Annotated in this window: 12 protein-coding genes; 2 read left to right on the top strand and 10 right to left on the bottom strand. The window is 39.4% G+C overall.

What is annotated here, in order from left to right:
* Positions 1-198 precede the first annotated feature (198 nt).
* Entirely contained in the window at positions 199-561 is a 363-nt protein-coding gene (locus tag NF867_RS07540) for an endonuclease domain-containing protein (RefSeq protein WP_341870036.1), read from the top strand.
* A gap of 60 nt (positions 562-621) precedes the next feature.
* Here NF867_RS07540 and NF867_RS07535 read toward each other — a convergent pair whose 3' ends face one another.
* Positions 622-1332, bottom strand: coding sequence for an SAM-dependent methyltransferase (locus tag NF867_RS07535; RefSeq protein ID WP_252587203.1), 711 nt, complete (start codon positions 1330-1332; stop codon positions 622-624).
* Between the two features lie 167 nt (positions 1333-1499).
* Between NF867_RS07535 and NF867_RS07530 the strand changes: the two genes are divergently transcribed.
* Complete coding sequence (locus NF867_RS07530) at positions 1500-2216, top strand: hypothetical protein (RefSeq protein ID WP_252587202.1); 717 nt, start codon at positions 1500-1502, stop codon at positions 2214-2216.
* Between the two features lie 289 nt (positions 2217-2505).
* On the opposite strand, the gene NF867_RS07525 is transcribed toward NF867_RS07530, so the two are convergent.
* The 9 genes from NF867_RS07525 to NF867_RS07485 form a co-directional block, all read right to left on the bottom strand.
* Positions 2506-3765: a pyridoxal phosphate-dependent aminotransferase gene (locus tag NF867_RS07525; protein WP_252587201.1), complete on the bottom strand. Its 1260-nt coding sequence runs from the start codon at positions 3763-3765 to the stop codon at positions 2506-2508.
* Between the two features lie 190 nt (positions 3766-3955).
* The gene (locus tag NF867_RS07520; RefSeq protein ID WP_252587200.1) at positions 3956-5275 is read right to left on the bottom strand and encodes a DUF3472 domain-containing protein; all 1320 of its coding nucleotides are present in this window, start codon (positions 5273-5275) and stop codon (positions 3956-3958) included.
* Positions 5276-5422: 147 nt separating this feature from the next.
* Positions 5423-5998: a discoidin domain-containing protein gene (locus NF867_RS07515; RefSeq protein ID WP_252587199.1), complete on the bottom strand. Its 576-nt coding sequence runs from the start codon at positions 5996-5998 to the stop codon at positions 5423-5425.
* A 39-nt stretch (positions 5999-6037) separates the two neighbouring features.
* A complete protein-coding gene (locus NF867_RS07510; protein WP_252587198.1) occupies positions 6038-7570 on the bottom strand; it encodes a RagB/SusD family nutrient uptake outer membrane protein in 1533 nt (510 codons plus the stop codon).
* A gap of 32 nt (positions 7571-7602) precedes the next feature.
* Positions 7603-10641, bottom strand: a complete 3039-nt coding sequence (locus tag NF867_RS07505) for a SusC/RagA family TonB-linked outer membrane protein (RefSeq protein ID WP_252587197.1) — start codon at positions 10639-10641, stop codon at positions 7603-7605.
* A 697-nt stretch (positions 10642-11338) separates the two neighbouring features.
* Complete coding sequence (locus NF867_RS07500) at positions 11339-14287, bottom strand: glycoside hydrolase family 2 TIM barrel-domain containing protein (protein WP_252587196.1); 2949 nt, start codon at positions 14285-14287, stop codon at positions 11339-11341.
* The gene (locus NF867_RS07495) at positions 14277-18227 is read right to left on the bottom strand and encodes a beta-galactosidase (RefSeq protein WP_252587195.1); all 3951 of its coding nucleotides are present in this window, start codon (positions 18225-18227) and stop codon (positions 14277-14279) included. The genes NF867_RS07500 and NF867_RS07495 overlap by 11 nt, the downstream gene beginning before the upstream one ends.
* 3 nt (positions 18228-18230) lie before the next feature.
* Positions 18231-20561, bottom strand: coding sequence for a beta-galactosidase (locus tag NF867_RS07490; protein ID WP_252587194.1), 2331 nt, complete (start codon positions 20559-20561; stop codon positions 18231-18233).
* A 94-nt stretch (positions 20562-20655) separates the two neighbouring features.
* On the bottom strand, positions 20656-22236 hold the full coding sequence (locus NF867_RS07485; protein WP_252587193.1) for a RagB/SusD family nutrient uptake outer membrane protein: 1581 nt from the start codon (positions 22234-22236) through the stop codon (positions 20656-20658).
* Positions 22237-22250 lie beyond the last annotated feature (14 nt).

Below are 22250 nucleotides of genomic sequence, written 5' to 3'. Positions count from 1 at the left end.
TCAACAAATCCTGCTTTAACTTGTTGATAACCCCTGAAAATAGAAAGAGGCCGTCCTTTTGAGACAGCCTCCTTTTGGTCCAATGCACTATTTTCATTTAAGTACAAGAAGCCTATAATTTTTTTATTTGAAAAGAGACCAATAGTCATTTACAGCTACTATCTTTCCTTTCCATCTACTTCTTTCATGAAAAGGTAAATAATCTATTATAATCCGAAATTAAAACCTTACGCTTTATACCTGCGTAAGAATATGACTCTTTCAGAAATCCTCCTTTGGGAAGAACTTAAAAACTATCAGATGAAAGGTTATGATTTCGATCGCCAACGTCCAATTGATAACTATATAGTTGACTTTTATTGCAAAGATTTATTTCTTGCTATAGAAATAGATGGAGAAAGTCATGATTCAGAACTAAGCTTTCAGAAAGATTTAACAAGACAGAAAAGACTTGAAGAATTAGGTGTATGCTTTCTAAGATTTGATGACAAGGAGGTAAAGTTCGATTTATTTAATGTTTTGAGAACGATAGAAACTTGGATTGAAGAAAATGAATCTTAAAAGTGATGTACCTAGTCCCCTCCTTGGAGGGGATTCAGGGGGTGGGTTTTATATAACAAATCACCTTTTATACAATACAAAAACCGCCGGCCGCTTATGAAGATCCGGTTTTTCGATTTTCCACTGAGCAATGGTTTTTGTTTTCAGAAATTCAGAATCCAGGGTTAAATCACAGGCAATACACAATTCTGTTGCAGGTTGACAAGTTCGAATCAAATCTTCCAACAACTGATTATTCCTAAATGGCGTTTCAATAAACAATTGTGTTTGTTTTAATCGTTGCGAAATGCTCTCAATATCCTTTAGCTTTCGTGAGCGTTCTGCTTTATCAATGGGTAAATATCCATGAAAAGCAAACCCCTGACCATTAAAACCCGAACCCATAAGAGCCAAAAGCAATGAACTGGGACCAACAAACGGAACCACTTTAATACCTTTTTGGTGCGCAAGGGCCACTATATCACTTCCAGGATCGGCAATGGCCGGGCAACCAGCTTCTGAAAGTAATCCAACATCTTTACCCTCATCCAAAGCCTTTAAAAACCTTGTTTGATCACCATCGCGTGAATGTTTACCATAATCATGCATCACTAATTCACTTTGAGGCTTGGTGATCCCCACTTCTTTTAAAAACTTGCGGGCCGATTTCTCATTCTCTACAATAAATTCATCTAAACGTACAATGGTTTCCTTTAAAGCCGGAACTATTGAGCGTTCAATTACATTTTCACCCAGCGAGCATGGAATCAGAAATAAGGTTCCCTTTGGCATAATTGATAGACTTCGTTTTTTTTAGTAAATTTTAGAGGAGTAAAAAACCTCATTTGCGTGTAAAAATAAGCATAGTTTTCAGGGTTATTAACAAATGGGCAAATCTTACTCAGTGTTAACCTGAAGAACTTTGTTATGTTAAGCTGTTTAACCATCATTTTAGAATTATGAAGACGCTGAACGAAAACTGGTTTGCAGAAGGTCGAATTGATTTTGAACTGAAGAAATATACGCTGCTCTCTTACCTTCAGGACATCAACCTGCATTTCCGAAAGAACAAACTCTACCCCCCTTTCTCAGATCTCATTTACCATTATCGAAAACTGGTAGCTTTTAAAGAAAACAAAAATCTGCTTAGTCAATCATTCCCTGAACGTTTGACAAATTTCAGCCCGGAAGAGTTAAAACTATCTTATGAAAGATTAATAGCAGACGATAATCTAATGCGGGAAATTGAGTCGATCATTTCATTTTCTATAGAAAAAATGGATAACACATTGCTAGAAGGAAAGGAAATCTATGAATTTGTTGAAGATCAGTTAGTAATTGAACCCGTAGGCTTACTGCCCATTAATACCGATATCGGTTATCTATTTATTTGCGATGGCAATTTCAATGATATTAAGGTATATGAATATCGGATAACATTAATAGAAAGCCCGCATGAGCTACTTAGGGGCATTAATACAAGTTATGTGATGTCGTACGCCAATACCTTTTTTAATACCCGCGAAAACATCAAAATAGACCTGATAAAAAACCGCAAAACACTTGCACTTCCAGCTGTTTATGCCGTAGAAACTGAACTTACATTCCCGGTTGAAGAAACCTTGCTTCCGATTGCTAAAAGAAGCCTTGTAAAGTATATTTCAACCAGCTCTTAAGAGCCGATAGATTAATTGCCATAGTAATTAACCTGGGCAAAAAAAACGCCCGACTATATTTAGTCGGACGTTCTCTCTTCATACACTATGTTCCAGAATCAGTTTATTAATCTTGGAAGCGTAATGTTAGAAAATATTTTTCTTATTATTAAAAAATTATGCTTGCATTTGATTATTAACCCTCTATTAATTTGATTGTTAATAAATTAAATTTTATCATCAGGGGTAATAAAACGAAAGGGAACAAGTTTCAACTCATTCCCCTTCGTTTTATCTACATTTTTTGTTCTTATTTAAGTTTCTGCAAAGCAGCTTTTAAGCGCGGAATACCAGCTTCGATATCAGCTAATGAAGAAGCACCAATTGACGCACGGAACCAAAACTCATCTTCTGAAGTACCAAAAGCCGAGAAAGGAACAAAGGCCATTCCTGCCTCTTTGATCAAATAGAAGTTTACCTCAGAAGCAGTGTTTAACACTTTGCCATCAGGGGTAATTTTACCCTTCATGTTAGCTTTTACAGTTAAATAAATTGCGCCCATTGGTTCAATTGAATCAACATCAAAACCTTCTGATTTCAATTGCTGAAATCCGGTATGTAATGCCGCCAAACTCTTTTGAACTTTTTCCTTGAAGTTGGCCATATAGGTTTCTACATTTTCTTTTTGTTGTAAGAAAACACCTGTAGCTACTTGCTCGGCTTTTGGAGCCCATGCTCCCATGTGCCCAACAATTGGTTTCATTTTAGAGATCACTGATTCAGGACCAAATCCCCATCCAACACGCACACCTGTTGCGGCAAATGCTTTCGAACTTCCGTCGATATAAATTACATAGTCTTTTAACTCCGGACGTAATGAAACCGGATCATAGTGTTTATGCTCTCCGAAAGTTAACATCCAGTACATCTGATCAAACATAATGTACAAAGGTTTTTCACCCTCTTTGCGCGACTTATTCTCAGCAATCACTAAATCACAAATTTCTTCCAAATCCTTTTTAGAGAACATTGTTCCGGTTGGATTCAGAGGTGAACACAAGGCCAATAAAACAGCTCCTTTTACATGAGGGGCAATATCAGCTGCTGATGGCATATAGTTATGCTCAGGTTTGGTTTCCAGCATTACAGCATTAGCCTGAGTCAGGTAAGCGTAATGATTATTGTTCCATGATGGAATAGGGAAAATCACCTTATCTCCAGGATCAACAATGGCCAGGTAAGTTGAATAGATCAACGGACGAGAACCGCCGGCAATCATGATTTCTTTTTCTGCAGAGTATTCTAAGCCTAAATGCTCTTTTAAAAATGCTGAAACCGACTGACGCAATGACAAAACACCATCGGCAGGTGGGTAGTTAGTATGTTTAGCAATGTAGGCTTTTGCAATCTCTTCTTGCAGAGATTCAGGGATTGGAAATATTGAAGGATCAAAATCACCAACAGTAAGGTTACTAACCTGAGCTCCGGCTGCTTTCATTGCATTTACTTGAGCTGCAATTTTTAATATTTCTGAACCGATCAGGTTCTCTGCTAATTTTGAAACAAGCATGGTTTAAGTTAATTTTTGAAAACGTCAAAGATAGCGTTTTACCTAAGCAGAATAAACCATTTTAAATTGATTATTATTTGAATATTATCGCTTGCCGAATCAACATAGATCAACCACTGATTTATCTTTTAAAAATAAAAAGGAGCTCCCTTGAACAGAAGCTCCTTAAATATTGAAATAGATTAGTTGCCTATGGCAATGTTGTCAGGTCAACTGTTGGCTGTTGGCCAGTAGCTGTACGGGTAAAACTGGCATTAGGGTTTACATAATTTGAAAAATAACCGCCATTCTTCAAATAAAAATGGCCATTTTCAACTCCACCTGCAAAATCCAATCGTTGATTATTTGAACCTGTGGCATCACAAGTAAATCTTCCGGCAGTAATCTCCGTCCATACACCTGCAGAGCTTCTCACCCATTGATTATTAATCAGCACCTTTCGGCCCATGTAGCCATTATTATCGATAAAGTTTTCAAGAAAAGAATGAAGACCGGTTAAATACGTATTGGTATTTGGCCTTTTCCAGGTAGCTATAAATACCCAGGCCGCTTGATCAGGGTTATAAAACCAAGAAGAATACAGCGTATTACCTTGTCCATCGGGCTTACCTTGAGTAAGAAACTTATAGGTTGTTCCGGCTTTCCAGTTAAACACCAAATAGCTTTGTCCGCCTGTACCCTCACCCCCAAATGTATTATCCACTACATTTGTTCCTTTTTTAACCAAGGTGGTTTTCCCCTGTGATGGATCCCATACAGAGAACAACACTCTTCTTTCAGTCGATGAATTAACCTGAATACCACAATATCCTTCCGAGAAACCATTAGACATAAAATAAGAACCTATCTTATCTTCACCCACTGGAACAGTCAGTTCGTTATAAAACCACTCGGTATTTGTTCCGGCTGGTGCCGTGTAACCCATATGTACCGAAGGGCCTCTTCTCGACCAGTAATAGTTCGACGCATCATTCGCATAAACTACATTTGATGCTCCAACATAATCACTTAAAATAATATCAGAAACATCGCCAAAATAGACTCCGGTTTTACTTACACCTTGCAAATCAATTTTTACATAACCGATCTGTTGAATATTAACAGATCCAACTGCATAAGTTTTAGAATCAGCTCCCGAAAGATTAACATTAAAAGCAGTTCCGTTTACCGTAACTTTTATGGTACTGCTATTACCCGCCGGAGCAACTTTAGCTTTTAAATGAACGGTCAACTTTCCGGTTCTGTTTACACGAAAGTAAGTACTGGTAATAGTGTTTGAGTTGTTCCAATTAGCTAATCCAGTGGAAGTGATAATTTCATCTGCCGGGACTGTAGAGGTTACATAAGCGTTACCTGCTAAAGCAACAGTAGTTGTAGGACCAACAGGCAATGCTGGAGTTTCCTCAACAGGAGGATCTTTCTTTGGCTCAACAGGGTCGCTCTTTTTACACTGGATAAGCGTACCACTTAAACAGAGTACACATATTATGAGTAAAATATTTTTCATCATTTAACTATTTATTGATCTAGTGTAGACTTACAAAAACAAACAACTGATTGTCATTAGATAGAATTCTCAGATAATGGATATCAATATAAAAAGGGGGCTACCTTAACATTTTAGACAGCCCCCTTAAATTATATTTTAATAAATCCTTTATTTAAGAACTGTAAAGGAGATTTCAGACAAATAAGTAAACTGAGCTGCAGTATATCCTTCTATGGCTGTTAGTTTAATATAGCGGTAACCATTTGTAGATGATAAAGGATAACTTTGCGGTGCATCGATTCCTTGAAATTCAAATTCACCCAGGCTCGTAAATTCGGTACCATTCATACTACCTTCCAACTTGAACTTTTTCATACCCTTTCTGTTCCCTTGACGGTTGGTCACTGAAATCGATACTAAATGATTTTCCTTTTTCATATCAATTAGCACCCAATGTGGATAAGGATCTATATACTCATAATCTTGCTTAGTATAATCGGTATGCCAATAGGTATTTACATTTCCATCTAGTAAATCTTTAGCAAAGCCTGTAAAATGCTCTCCCGAGTCATCTAACCACTCCTCTCCTGAAGGCACCTCACTATCAGTGGTAATGGTCCATTCATTCATATTATCAGGCGAACCAGCCTGGAATTTACTTGCATCAAAAAGCACTGAACTATCCTCACATGATACCATCATGATTGTAGTGATAGCAACCAGCGTTATATAAAGTTTTTTCATTTCCATTTAAATTAGATTACGAAACTCTTTAATTACCCTCTATTGGTTTTGAACCAGATTAGGATTCTTGTTCACCTCAACTTCCGGCAAGAAGAAAATAACTCTTGCATCAGTAGGCTGAATAGTTTGAGTTATATTGGTATTAGGCGTATTATTCAATGAATGAGTACCTGGATAGTTACGCTTCATCGGTTTATCATTTCTGAATAAATCATACGCCCTATGACATTCAAATGCAAGCTCCAAACGACGCTCATTCAATACCAAATCCAAAATAGTTTTATCTACGCTAACATCAGCAGTTGTTAAGGCAGGAATACCGGCTCTGTTTCTGATCACATTCAAATCATTTAAGGCTAATTGTGTATTTCCTAACTTGGCATTAGCTTCTGCCCTGATCAGGAACATTTCTGCCAAGCGTAAATAAACAGGTGAACTTAGATTGGTTTTACCTTCCTGCAAACTGTACTTAGTAACATAGTACATAGGTGTTTTAGGACTAAGTTTACTATTCAGTTGAAGTACACCACTAATTGTGTAAGGAGCTATAAAACTGCTTCTCAAATCAGATGGATTTTTAGCATATTCGTCAACAAGTGACTGCGAAGCGTACACCTCAGCGTAGCCTTCACCAACACCCTGCGCGGCCGGCTGTGAAATATTCTCAGGGTTTCCGCTGTAGTACATAGAACCGATAGCACCCCAGCTTTCATCTTCCGCCTTAGTAAATCGGATTGCAAAGATGGTTTCCTTATTTGACTCAGGAGCTATTTTAAAGTAGTCTTTAAATGCATTCCCTTGTAATAATTCATATTTACCAGAATTTATAACCTTATCTGCAAACTCAATTGCCTTAGTATTATCACCCTTGTAAAGATATACCCGAGACAATAATGCATTTGCTGCATAGCTAGTAGCGAAATAATTGGCTTTAACGGTGCCCGAAGTCCTCTCTCCTTCTTCCATTAAGGCCGAAGCACTCAACAAGTCGTTAATCACAAAGTCATACACCTGAGCAACCGAGCTTCTTGAAATGGTGTTTGCCTGCTCTTCTGTAAGACCGTCTTTCAGGATTGGCACTCCAGGATTATTACCATTATTTTGAGTATACGGACGACCGTAAATTCTAACCAGGTTAAAGTGAACCATTGCGCGTAAAAACAGATTTTCGCCCTTTAATCGTTTCATTTCACCGTTAGCATTATCCGGAATGGCACCAATAATTTTATTAGCTGCAAAAGCAACTTTATAAGCCTGCTGCCAAAAATTGGTTAAATGGCTGCCATTCTTAACATGGGTATATCTGTAGCAACGACTTAAATCATCTGAGGAGTTCTGTCCCTGAGCAATTTCGTCGCTTTGATACTCCGTTAAAAAGTGATAACTGCGTACATATTTGCTTCCTCTCAATACAGCATAAGTACCTATTGTTGCGGTTTCAATATCGCCTGCATTGGTCAAGGCCGACTCATCACTAATGGCCGTTGATGGCTCAAAATTTTTCTCACAAGCACTACTGCTTAATAGCACTAATCCTGCCAGTAAAAAAGTCTTTATATTTTTAGTTTTCATTAATTTGATCATTTAAATAATTGATTGCCCAATTAGAAAGACAGGTTCATACCAAATAAAAGTTTACGGCTTTGTGGGTAATAATAACCTGCAGAACCTGATGAATATGAACTGTTTTTATCAGTATTATTATAAATCACTTCCGGATTAGGACCAGAGAATTTGGTAATTGTCAACAAGTTATCAGCACCCATATAAAACCTCAAGCCGGTTACATTTATTCTCGAAAGTAATGCTTTTGGTAAATCATATGATAGCTTAACATTACGTAAGCGGATGTAGCTGCCATCTTCTAAGAAACGGGTGGACGTTGAGTTAGATGAATGATTTCCACCGTAAACTGGTTTAGGGTGGGTAGCAATATCGCCTGGTTTTTCCCATCTGTTCCATCCATCCGCCAATACCATTGCATTATAGCTTTCGTATAACCCATCGGTATCAAAGCCGGCACGAGCACCATTATATACCTTGTTGCCATAAACAAAATTGGCAAAAGCACTCAGGCTCCAGTTTTTATAGCTAAACGTATTGGTAAAACCACCTGTAAATTTAGGCTGCGATGACTTTCCTGTGTATTGCGGAGTAGCACTATTCCAACTGTTGGTGTATGACACGAATTCTTTGCCATCAGCGTCTTTAACTATTTGCTCCCACAATGGATCCCCGTTATTAGGATCAACACCAACCCATTTACGCATGTACCATTCATTCATATCATGACCAACAGCAATAGGTTGTGCAGCTCCTGCACTAAATTCGGTTGCTCCATCATTTAAGCTTAATACCTTGTTACGGTTAACGGCAACATTCAGGTTGGTTACCCATGAAAATTTACCTTTTAGATTTGTAGTGGTAAGGTTAAACTCAACCCCTCTGTTTCTGATTGAGCCCACATTTTCAAAAATATAGTCATAACCTGAAGTAGCCGGCAGAGGTCGTTTATATAAAAGATCAGATGATACTTTTTGGTAAACATCAATGTTTAGATCGATCCTATTTAAGAATCCTACATCTACCCCAATATTGGTTGATTTTAATTTTTCCCAAGTTAAATTAGGGTTAGCTTTCTGACTTGGTGCAGCTCCTGGTAAACCAGCGTAGCTTGATCCTGCACTTAAATCATATAAGCCTAATGCCGCATAGTTATTTCCAAAATCGGCGTTACCTGTAGTACCGTAACTTGAACGAAGCTTTAAGAAGTTAACAGCAGTAACACCTGACATGAAGCTCTCATTGCTCAAAATCCATGATGCCCCCAATTGATAGAAATCAGCGCCTGGATTATTACTTCCGAAACGTGAAGAACTCTCATGAACCAATGAAGCAATGGCAAAATACCTGTTATTGTAATTGTAATCGACAGAAACTAAGCCTTTTTGGAAACTAGATTCATCTCTACCACCTCCAGGAAGTTCATTCGTAGTTGTAGCTGTTGACAGGAAAGGTCGGCCTGGAGGAAGATTCTGACCTGTAACATCTGTGTTATCGCTATAGCTTTTCTCAGCCTCTGCAACCGCTAAAGCCGTTACATTATGGCTTCCAAAACTTTGTTCATACTTTAAACGATTTGAGGTTAATAAGCGATTGTTAAAGCTATTCCCGTTATATAACCATCCGCCATCTCCTGCACCTTCTTTGGTTCTCTTATCAGAATATTGCTCAGCTCTGTAATTACCAAGTTCCATTCTATTGTAAGAAGATAACGTAAATAATTTTGACAAGGTGTAGTCTAAATTCAAATCTCCATTGACATTTAAACTACGGGCATTGTTTAAATTATACTGATAAGAGTGCAAGAAGTTCTCACGATCTCTACCAAACCAATTTACAATTGAGGTTGCTTCGACAGGAGCTCCGTCTGCACCATAAGGTGAGTCAAATGGCATATTTACGTATGACTCTTTTAAGATAGCATCGTGGTAATAATTATCTTTTGTAAAGGTACCGTTTAAGTGGGTGGCCACTTTGAACTTGGTGTTTACGTTATGTGTTAAATTCAAACGGAAATTGTACCCGGTTTTGTCGTTACCCAATACGGTTCCTTCTTCATTGTAATAATTTCCTGAAAGATAGAACTGCGTTTTTTCGGTACCGCCATTTAAAGCAAGCTGATAGTTATTAACTATTGCGTTTCTAAATGCCAAATCTCTCCAGTTGGTGTTTATATTTACTACTGACGGATCTGGATTATAATATAGTGATTGGTAATCGAACAACTGCTGGGCGTTCATAACCTTGAAGTTGCCAAATTCTGCCTGGCTCAAACCAGTAGTCGCATTAAATTCAACCTTGGTTTTTCCTGCTTTTCCAGATTTGGTTGTTACGATGATAATCCCGTTAGAAGCCCTTGAACCATACAAACCTGTTGCAGCAGCATCTTTTAGAATTGTTACCGACTCAACATCAGCAACATTATAAGATCCTCCGATATTACCATCAACAACATATAATGGACTTGAACTGGCTGTAATGGTATTAACACCCCTGATAACAACATCTCCACTCGAAGTTGGGTCACCACCCGTTGAGCTTGATACCAATACACCCGGAGCTTTACCTTGTAGCAAGGTAGTAAGCTCATTTGAAGTTACATCTCTAAGTTTATCAGAAGTAACCACAGTTACCGCACTCGATATCTCCTTTGTTTTCTTAGCCGAGTAACCAACAACCACTACCTCGTTTAATGTGGTAGATTTTTCTTTTAGAATTATATTAAATGATTTATTACTGCCAACTGTGATCTCACGAGATTCGAAACCAATTATGCTGATTACCAATACATCTTTTTCGGATGTAACATTAATTTGGAAATTACCATCTCCATCTGTTGATGTAGCTGTCGATGACCCTTTAACAGCAACTGTAACGCCGGCTAAAGGTAAGCCCGCCTGATCAACAACTTTACCTTTAATTAAAGTAGCAACAGTTCTTGCTGCTCCTTTTAACTGTTTTTCTTTGGTTAAACTTTTACTATCAGTTGGGGTTGCGTGTAAAGCTCCTCCAACAGTAACAATACAACCAAAGACAAGAACACTCGCTCTCTTAATTAACAGTGTAGTCTTTTTTTTCATATATTTATTTAGTTTAAGTTTTAAAATGCTTACTGATGCGTCAGTTAATTACAATCATTTCCGTGATTGTTAATCCATAAAACTGCCGCTTTAACTGGACTGATTGTCGTTGCCGCGTCAATCGGTTTTTTATTATCTAAATTGGTTTTTGACTGGTGTTGAAGCTAAGAGAAACCTTCATTTTTTTGATTGATACTTAAACACTCCCCGAAAGCGGTCTCACAATTAATTCAAGATTTTTCGTTCTTACATGAACTGGTAGAACTGAGTTCTTATCCGTTTTCACCGCTTTTCAGTTAGTCTGTAAATGCAACCGTTTGCATTTCTAATCGACTAATCTTCATCCAAGTAAGAAACTTTAATAATCATTTCAAACTGCCGTAAAACCACTTTGGAACAAAACAGGCCTATAAATTACACGCAAACGTTTGCGCTTATTACACGCAAACGTTTGCGCAAATTTTAGACATTATTGGGAAATCATGCTTAAAAATGCAGTTAAATAGGTAGCTGGGTAAATTGTCTTTGAAACTTAAAATCTATTTCAGCTATAAAACGCAAATGGGGTTACCAGGTAAAGCCCCCCATTGCGATAAGAATATTCATACAAAAGCACCCCCATCAAGTACTGCTCGAAGTAGCAATGAGGTTGCATTAACAATTACGGTTTCCTGCAATTATATTTTCGCGCTATCAACTAAAAAGCTGACACACCATACAATTCAATATCGCCAATGGCTACTTTACTTTTTTCTGGTTGTACTTCTGATAGCTTTACTTTGAGATAGCGGACTTGTGCCTCATCATAAATTACCGGCTTATAATCTTGCCCTGAAACCTTTCTTTCACTTACAAGGTCATTCCAATTTTTACCGTCTGCAGATCCTTGAATAGAATAAGTGTACCAGTCACTGTCTTTACCCCAAATGATCTTGCTGCCTTTTAACGTGAACGACTTTCCTAAATCTATTTTTAATTCGATTGGGAGTTTATCGCTCTGAGGTCTCCAAATACTACGGGCATTTCCATCTACCAGTTTATCAAGCTCTGGAGCTTTATCATTCCCATTTACACCAAGCATTTGTGAACTAAGCGTGATTGCAGGAGGCATTGAAGCTCCATTATTAACTTTCACTGGTGCAGCAGTTTCACTCTCCTCCTCTTCATACCTCCAAGGCTTATGTGCTCCGTCTTGCACATATTTACCGTGGTAAGGCACTGTTTTAATAGTTGCAGTGGCCGAAATTAACCCAGGAGAGGAAGCCGTCACAACGATTTCTCCGGCTTGTTCTGTTGTACGAATAATTCCGTAACCGATTCCTCCTTCCGACTGCTGTTCCGCAACGCCAACACGTGGAATATTCGCACCGATCAAAGTGCCATTTCCTGAAGCTGTGAGATTCAATTTATACGATTGCAGTTGTTCTGTATTGCTAACAACGGTACCCTCTTTATCACATACTTTAACATATACCGGGATCATATCAGAGCCATCAGCTATTGGCTGAATACCTTTATCTGCAATCTCAATTTCGAGATGATGTGCTTTTCCCGGAGTTTTAACTGTATGAGAACAAACTATTTTTCCATCCAGAAACCCTTCTGCCTTAAGCTCACCGGCCTCATATTTAGATGTATTAAATCTGAAGTAAGGGCACCCCCCTTTTGAAGCCACAAATTGAGCCGTTTTTGCATTCTCAGCTCTTGTTTGCTCGCCTATTAATTTGTTGTTACGATATAATTTTACCTTATCACAGTTTGAAAATACCATTAAGGAAGAATCCAGATCAGGACGGTTGTTATAGCTGGCAATAAACACCATTGGACCATACACCGGATTTCGAGCATCCTGCATTGCCTGCAACTGGTAATAGCCAAATTTTTCATAACGATCAATATCTACTACTCCACAAAAGGCTGTAGTTTCTTCCGTACCACGAGGAAAATCGTTAAAACTCCATAAGAAATACCCGCTAATCCGATCATTGGCATCCAAACGGGCATGATCCCAATAACCACCTTCCTCTTCGAGCGGCGTACCATTCAAAGCATTTTGCCGCAAGATACATTGGTTGATCAAACCTTTAGGACTGTACATTCGTGAAGCCCGCAAACCGTTCTCTTTTTGAGGATCAGCCATCCAGGTATCTCCCCATTCACGGGTCAACGAAGGCATATCCGGCATCGGGTCGGTCCCATCCTCGTTAACAACTTTATAACATACGTCATAACATTTTCTTCCCTTGGCAAAAAAATCATCCGCAGTAAATAGCTGATCGTTTGGCATTTCTTCGTGGGCGATTCGAACTGCTTCTCTTGCCCAAAATTCAGGCGTTGGCGATTCGTTCAAGGATGTTTCCCAAAGGAATACCGATGGCCTATTGCGATCGCGGCGAATCATTTCCCGAATTTGTCGGTAAGAACGGGAAACAAAAAGCGAATCCTTGCTAAAAAATTGCCATCCAGGCTCACATTCAATTACTAATAATCCAATTTTATCGCAGGCATCCAGAAAAGCAGGCGATTGTGGATAATGCGCTGCCCTCACAGCATTGAAACCTCCCTTTTTTATCTGCAAAGCATCACGCAATTGCATAGAATTGGGAGCCGCATCTCCAATATGCTGATAACTCTGATGGCGATTGGCTCCGCGTAAATAAAGCTTCTCTCCATTAATATAAAACCCATCAGCTTTGCCGCTTGGTGACTTAAAAGAAATGGTTCGGATACCAATCGAAGTGATCTTAACATCCTTCAGTTCTTTACCGTTATAAACTTTAGACTCCAACTGATATAAATAAGGATGATCAGGGTGCCATAAACTCGGATTTACAACAGTTAAATTTTGGACAAGCTCCTTATCTTCATTTCCAGGCAGAGCAGAGTTTGATTTCTCAACTGCCACTTCTCGCCCATTTTTGTCTTTAATACTGGTTATTAAGGTAAGATTAGCCGCCTCCGCATTCTGATTTACCAGGTGTGTTTTTATGCTGACTGTTGCTTTCTTCTTATCAACATTCGGGAAGCTAATGAACAAGCCTCCACCTGCAATTTTATCGGCTTCAAGCGGATCTGAAATAAACAGTTTATTGGTAACGACTAAAGTGACGTTCCGATAAATACCTCCGTAGTAATTGAAATCCATTTTTGCCTCGGCTTTACCGGGTGGGGTGAAAGGATCGTCCAAATTGGAAATGCGAAGGGCAAGTACATTGCTTCCCTCAAATTTCACCTTATCAGTGATATCAACCACGAAACCTAAGTATCCGCCGAAATGCTCCTTTATCTTTTTCCCATTTAGGAAAACCTCACAGTTTTTTTGAACTCCTTCAAAGTTTAGCGTGATGCGTTTACCCTGTGCAGATTTCTCAATTTTAAAGTAACGACGGTACCAGGCAATTCCGTGATAGTTACGGTTTCCTCCATTGTGCTTGGTCTCAAGTCGTATGGTATGCGGAATCGTCACCGCCGACCATGTTTTGTCGTCGTAGTGAATGGCTTCAGCTCCTTGGGCTTCTCCTCTGAAAAAGGCCCATTTGGTATTAAAATTCAGATCAATTCGGGGAGCAGGGATCTTCTGTCCCCATGCAATTGAGCTATTTAATACGACTAAAATGAACGCGAATAACTTAAAACTACCTTTCATTTTTCGCATACTCTTTGATCTCCATACCCTTAATTATTGACCCGTTCATGGTTTGGCGTAAACCCAATGTGATCACATTTTTCTTGCCTTTACCATTGTTTAACCAGCATTCTGGTAAATAAAATTCACGTTGCGGCCCCAATTCATAATGACGGCCAATATTATGACCGTTCAAATACATATAACCATTACCTGATGCATTGATCAGTAATCGCCAGGTAGTGGCTGGATCTGCATTTTCTGGCAATTCAAATTCCACCCTGTACCAGGTAAATAACGCATCTTGCTTACCGTTTGGCTGAATTTTATTTCCTTTTCGAGGAACTTCGGATGTAATATCCAATGGGATTACTTTCCATGAGCTATCATTAAATTCTGTTGAAGTAAAGTGATGCTCAATCCCCGACATCTCCGTTGCCACCTGCCATTTAAGTTCCTTCTGTATCACCCCAATGGTATCAGCTAAGCCTGCTTTGCGAATACCGGTTAGCTCTTCCATTGGAAAATAACCGTGCTCATGACCAATGTTTTCATATACAACTACAATTTCGTTCTCGCCTGCTTTCAATAAACCGGCAACATTAAAGCTATTGTCATATTCATCATCCTTAATCAGGGCAAATGACTTTTCTACATTTCTGGTTGCTGCTGCCGCGTATTTATCAGTAGGATATAAACGAGGAGCTATCTTACCGTTAACCTGTACAGTCAAAATATCTCTTGAATAAGTATTGAACAGTAACTTACCATAACGACTTGCCTCCTTTGCAGTTAATGTATCTTTTGAACGATACGATACATAGCGGCAATCATTCACACCCAGTTCAGGTAGAGAAACTGACGCAGGTAATTGTTTCCAGTTTGTCTTGAAATCCTCATTGTATTTGCGGGCCTCTGCAATCCGAATTATTGTTTCCGTTGGCTTATCAACAGTTCTCTTTTTAACCTCATCTGACAAACTCCACCACAATCCGTTTTCTGCTTTTCCATTGGGAGAAATAATCAAGACTTTGGTTTCCATTGAATCCAGTTGATAGTTGATTGCAAAGGATGATTCTGCACTCAATACATTTTTCTTGGTCGAATCAACTGCTATTAAAACTTTCTTTTCGTTTTGGTCTACGTTATAGATTGGCTGGGTAGATGAACCATTCGATGCCGGATTAACAATTGATGTACCCGCAATGCGCTTTTGAGAAGAGCTGTTGTGAATAAATACAAACTTGGTCCCATCATCGGCAATGCGAATACCTCCGGCTAATTCAGTTGGCCCTTTTTCAAATGCGCAAACACCGCCTTTAGAGTGGATCAGTTGCTGCTGATATTTTTTAATGAAAGCCCCAAGATTTTTAGCTGCAAAGTATTTAGAAGAAAGCCCTCCATCCTCTCTGATGGCCGCATTATAATCATAGCTTGTGGTTTGGCCACGAGCACCCCAACCTTCCAGGTGAGTACCTCCATAAAACATATAAGCATTCAATCCGGTGGCACCGCCCAAAATTGACATCATGCCGATGGCATAAAAATGACGGTAGTCCGAAGGACTATCTTCACTTAACTTTCCTCCAACGGTCGAAAACCAGCCACCTTGCAATTCAGTTACAAAGCCAGGAGCGTTGGGTTGCTTATCCTTTAAATTAGCCATGCGCTTTGCACAACTAATCGCATCGTTTAAGTCGACATAATAGTTATCGCTATCAAAAACATCGGCCAAAACGCTATCCTTACTTCCCCTGGTTTCATTAGTCAGGCACGTAAACATTGGAACATTTATTCCTGCCTTCTTAACAGCATTATGCAAAGTTTGCAGGAATTCGGTTTTGCCAGTGGTTATTTCATGGTAATCATATTCATTTTCGATTTGAACCAATATAATCCCTTTTTCCCCTTTTGGCTTATTGGTAATTTGCTCATCGGCTATTAGCTTACCTACCGCTTTGTACCAATGTAAGGTCCATTTCACATGCTCAGGATCATTACTCCTTAACCAGAAACTATCCATTTTAGGTCGAAATTTGGCTAACCATCGCGGGTAACCGCCGCCAGCCCATTCGGCACAAATAAATGGTCCCGGACGAACAATGGTATACAGGCCAAATTCTTTATGAGCCATGTCCAGCCATTCTTGCAAATCCGAAAAATCAAATTGGGATTCATCCTGAACATTTTCCGGCATATTTCGCTCATGCCAGTTCCAGGGAATATAGGTTTCTACTGTGTTAAAACCGTCAGCTTTTATTTTTTGAAAACGATCTCTCCATAGTTCTTTAGGGCAACGGAAATAATGAAAAGCCGCACTGTAAACAAATGTTTCTTTTCCATCTATCTTTAAACTATTTCCATTGCAAGACACCTTCTGCGTATTGATCGAAGGGTTTTCGCCTTTAAAATGGAACCAGTTAAAATCAGCATAACCACCTTCGCCTTCTTTTTGAGTACTAAAATTTAACAGCGCAAAGCGGTTAGCCGTCCAGTCTAAACCTAACGCCATTTTAAGCTTGTTGCCAAATGGTATAAATTTCTTACCATCTACACTATAACTGAAGGTAGCTTCGAAACCAATATGGGTAGCATTCGCTTTAAGCCAGATTTTACTTGGTTTAAAGTCATTGATACTATCAACAACCACCCCATTATTGACCATGATCAGACTGTTGGCTTTACCATTTTTTCTAACAGCTATATATGCATAAGGCGACTGAAAAATTCCGTAGCCTGCTATATTACCTGTTTTCAAACCCTTAACATCCATTTCTACCATTCCTTCTGAAGCCGGTCCTTGAACACGTTGTGTAAGCGTATTTCGAGCCGTAGTTAAATCAGTAGCCAAAGAAGCATGCAAACGCATATATCCTTTTCTCTCGTTCAACGACCATTTTGCATTGTCGGGATTGTGGTTCCATTGCCATTGCAAACCAAGCTTTGGAGAGTTAAACTCATCCGATGTTGCTGGAACCTTTACAGGGTAACTTTTACCAACATTAGGTTTTTTATGAACGTCCACTCCTTTTCCATTTACACCTAACATTGGCCATCCATCTACCCAGGTAACAGGTTCCAAATTAGGGGTTCTGCCTATCGCTCCACGATCCTGCATGATGATAAACCACCAGGAACCGTCTTTTAATTGTACCATTCCACCTTGGTGCAAACCATTGCCTGGATAAGTATGGTCGTCGTTGATAACAACCTTGGATTCATACGGTCCATATATATTATCCGACCTCAAACAAACCTGTCTTCCCGTTGTCCCTCCTGTAGATCCTAAAATGTAATACTTACCCTTAACCTTGTATAAATGAGATCCCTCCAAATAAGGATAAGCCCTATTGTCGTATATCTCCTTTTGAGGTGTTTTTACCGACTTAGCATCCGCATTTAATTCAGTTATAAAGAGCTTTTGCTGTCCATGAGCCACATACACTTTCCCATCATCATCAAAAAACAACCCCGGATCATATAAGTACTCCGGGAAAATGGTTCTTGTCCATGGACCATTAATATTTTTTGCAGTACAGATGGAAAACTGGCCCTTTTCATTATCCCACTTCGGGGTACAAAAGCCTACGTAAAACAACCCGTTGTGATGTTTGATAGTTGACGCCCATGAACCACGCAGGTACATGTTGCCTCCCTGCAAGTTATACCTTGGATCTTCGTCATATTTATCTACCGCGTAACCTACCATCTCCCAGTTCACTAAATCCTTAGATTTTAGGATGGGACAGCCAGGCACATAATGCATACTGGTAGAAACAAAATAAAATTCATCACCGACCCTGACGATATCCGGATCGGGCCAGTCGCCCCATAAAAATGGGTTTTTAAACGTTCCATTCCCATTATCAGGAGTCCATACCTTAGGGGCAAGTGTTTGTGAAAAAAGCTGAATTTGTACAAAAAGAACAATCTGCACTAGCAGTAATACCTTCTTAATCATCACTTACAAATCTTTAAAAACTGTATTGCTTAGGAATATTCTATAATCTTTTATCCGTCCGTTAGGCGAATCCTGACGTGGCAAATATTTAAAACCACTAACATTTTGCATAGCTCCTAAATCAATTACCAGTTGATGCGGGTATTTAGGAGAAGCGTCTTCCCACTGCGTATGCCAAATAGAAGTGCTTTGCAAGTCGAATACATTATCAGCCTTTCCATCTTCCGCTTGAATTTCCTCACTATCGGAATAAATAACTTTCCATTTATTCCGTGGGATTTCCTTACCATGACTGTCGATCAGGTACAATTCAGCAACGGTAGCGTAAGGTTCATTATCCTTGTGAGAGTTCAGCGCTTCCAAACAGAAATAGCGTGCATTCGTTGGTTTAAAATTAACAGTCTGCCATTCGGCCTTATTTTCAAAACTGCCGGTTGCATAAGCTGCAGATGCAGGTAAGGTCCATTGTTGAGAAGCCGTACGGTGTGGTTTTGCCTGAGGTTCATTTAATACATCTAAAATGGGTTTCTCCAAACTACGCATGGCAGGCTTGGCAACTCCAAATAAATCAAAGACCACTACTTCATTCATCCCCTTTTTCAGCCAGCAACCTGGCAAAAACATGGTTTGTGTAGGACCAACATTCCAAAAACGACCTAAGCAACGGCCATTCACCCATACAACACCTTTGTTCCAATTACTTAAATCGAGATAAGTATCGGCAAGGTTCTGAACTTGAAACCGGCCTTTATAAAACCCCGGAGTGTTTTTTTCAATATAATTTGCTGCAGAATATTTTACAGGAGGATTTTCATCACCCAATTTAATCGAATAATGCTTCCAGCCTTTTAAGGTTTTAATGACATTGTTTTGCTGATCTTTTAACACTGCTTGCCCAATGATCCCCTTGCGATCATGCATGTAGCCGCCATAATTCACTCTTCCCATCGCTTCAACAAATACCTTTAAATTTTCAGCTTTTGCCCTGGCAGGCAATTGAATAGAGAATTTATTTTTTCGCCGGTCAATTACGCCAAGAAACGTTTTGTTAAGGTAAATAAGCGCGAAATCATGGACTTCATTAAAAGAGAGGGTTGATGCAGGCCCAGCAGGCACAACTGTTTCATATAGAACACAGCCAAATCCCTGGTTCAGGTCTTCCATGGTCATTGTACTATCGGCTTTTATGGGAGCCGGCAAGTTGGACCAAACGGAAGCAAACGCATCGAATTTAAAATTACTAATTGCTTGCATCGGCATTGCTTCAGGAACTTCCGGCAAGCTTTCTCCGGCCTGCAAATAGCCCGAAAACAATTTCCTAAGCGCAAAATATTTATCAGTTACCTGACCCGCCTCATTAATAGGCGCATCATAATCATAACTAGTGGTTTGCGGTAAAAATGGCGGACAATTGGCTCCTGAATTAAGGCCAAACGTAGTGCCACCATGCACCATATAAATACTAAATGAAGCCTTATGATCTAGCATATAGGCTAGCTCCTTCACCACCCGTTCACTGCTACCATTATGATGAGGTCGTCCCCAACTGTCGAACCATCCCGGATAATACTCACCACACATCAGCGGTCCTTTAGACTGCACTTTGCGTAAAGCTTTAAAACTACTTTCAGGATTACTGCCAAAGTTTACCACCGCAAAAATGTCATCACGATGATCTTCTATTAACTGCGAAGGGCCGTCGCAATGAAACAAAGGAACCGAAAAACCGGCTTCCACTAAATAATCACGCACTTTACCCATGTACTCTTTATCACTGCCGTAACTGCCGTATTCATTCTCCACCTGCACCATAATAATATTTCCACCTTTATTGATTTGCAGGGGAGCTAATTGTTTTCCAACTTCTAACAGGTAATTGCGGCAACGTTCAAGGTAATAAGGATGTGTTGTGCGCAGCTGCATACTTTTATCTTTCAGCAACCACCAAGGGAAGCCACCAAATTCCCATTCGGCACAGGCATAAGGCCCCGGTCGAAGTATGACATACAAACCTTCTTCCTGCGCGATCTTGCAAAACTTTACAGCATCCGACTGATCCGTCCAGGTAAATTGTCCCGGTGTTTTTTCATGCATATTCCAAAACAAATAGGCACAAACAGTATTCAGTCCCATTGCCTTTGCCATTTTTAAACGATGGCGCCAATACGGCTCCGGCACCCGGGCAAAATGCATCTCTCCACAACGAATCACAAAGTCTTTTCCGTTCAGCAAAAAGCTTTGATCACCAATAGCAAAGGTGCCTTTTGTTTGAGCATTTGAAGAGCCTGCCATCAGCAGGACAAAAAGCAGGATTAAGCCATTTCTTTTTAACATATCTTCATTTATTTCTAGGTGTGCTTAGCAATCTTGTGTAAAAAAAGCGGCCTTTGGGCCGCTTTTTAACTTTTTAGTTTTTAAAAAATTACCCTTAGTAATCTTTATTTTGTTTGAGTACTCCTTTAGAAATATCAATTGCTGCCTGAGGAATTGGAAGCAAGTAATTTTTAGTTGCAAAAATGCGTTCTTCCACCAATCGATTTGATCCAGACAAGGTAACAGAACCATCTGCATTCACAACTCCATCGCGTACTCCATAAACAGGAGTTCCGATCTTTTCTAATTGATTCCAACGTTTTAAATCAAACCATCGAAACCCTTCCATAGCGAACTCTACCCTTCTCTCTCTTCTGATAAGTTCTCTTAGTTTATCCTGATTACTATAAACTGTTCTATCTACCACAGGCATTCCTGCGCGTTGTCTTACTGCGTCAATCGCGTTGTAAACACTCGCATCAATTTGGTTTTGCTCAATTTTAGCCTCAGCATAGGTTAACAACACTTCAGCGTAACGAATGAGAATAGCATTGGTACCCCAGTTCCACACATCATCACCGGTAGCTGCTGGATCCATGTATTTACGCAAATTATAACCTGTTTCTGAAGCGTTATCACTGTTGTTGTAATAATCGGCACTGTTTTTATCTAATGAATTAAACAAGCTACCTCTCCAATCTGCCCCCGGATAAATAATAGTTGCGCTCATGCGAGGATCTCTGTTTACGTATGGATTTTGTGGATTATACAACGATGACAATTCCTTCACTTTTCCATCTGTACACTCATATTCATCTACCAAACTTTGAGTAGGATCTATCGATGACCAGCCACCTTCACTGTTTGGCAAATGTGCACCCATATCCCACATTGTATTATCCCCTGCATTAGCCATGTATTGACGATCAAAGATCACCTCATTATTTCCCTGGTTAGCCATCCAAAACATCGACTCGTAATTAGGGAAGAGATTGTAATTGCCCATACTTATTACCTGCTGTGATGATGCAGCAGCCTCCGCAAACTTACCTTCAGACAGTTCAACACGGGCCTTTAAAGCAAGAACAGCTGCTTTCGATACCTTACCACTTGATGAAGCTTTATTAGGCAAAGCATTGGCAATTGCTCCCAATTCATCTAAAATGAACTTTACGACTTCTGCCTTTGGTGTTCTAGGAATATTTGACTCTTGCAAACTAAGTGGAGTAGTCATTAAAGGCACATCACCAAAAAACTGGACTTTATAGAAATAAGCCATTGCTCTTATAAAGCGTGCTTCAGCCTTCATGGCCTCTTTTTTAGCCGGATCCGCAAATTGTATTTTTTCAACCCCTGCTAAAAACTCATTACAACTTCTAATATCTTTAAACGTAAAAAAGTTATTCTGATCAACATAGCCTGCATCCATAGTTCCATTACCAAGCTTTTGGAAACCATCCCACGCAAACTGCGAATAAGCATTGTCGGCCATAGCATCTAAATACAACACCTCCCAAAAGCCGTATAAACCATTACGATAGCAAGAGTTTAGCGCCATTTGTGCATCTTTTTCACTCTTCCAAAAGGTTTGATCAGAAAGCTCATCTAAAGGAGCTTTGTCCAAAAAATCTTCTTTACAGGCAGTAAAGCTTAGAGTCAAAAAAAGCGCTCCTGCCAATATGTATGTTTTTTTCATCTGATTGTCTTCTT

It is taken from the genome of Solitalea agri, assembly GCF_023914155.1.
Lineage (GTDB): Bacteria > Bacteroidota > Bacteroidia > Sphingobacteriales > Sphingobacteriaceae > Solitalea > Solitalea agri.
Note: the sequence above shows the minus strand (reverse complement) of the source record. Positions and strands in the feature narration are given on the sequence as shown.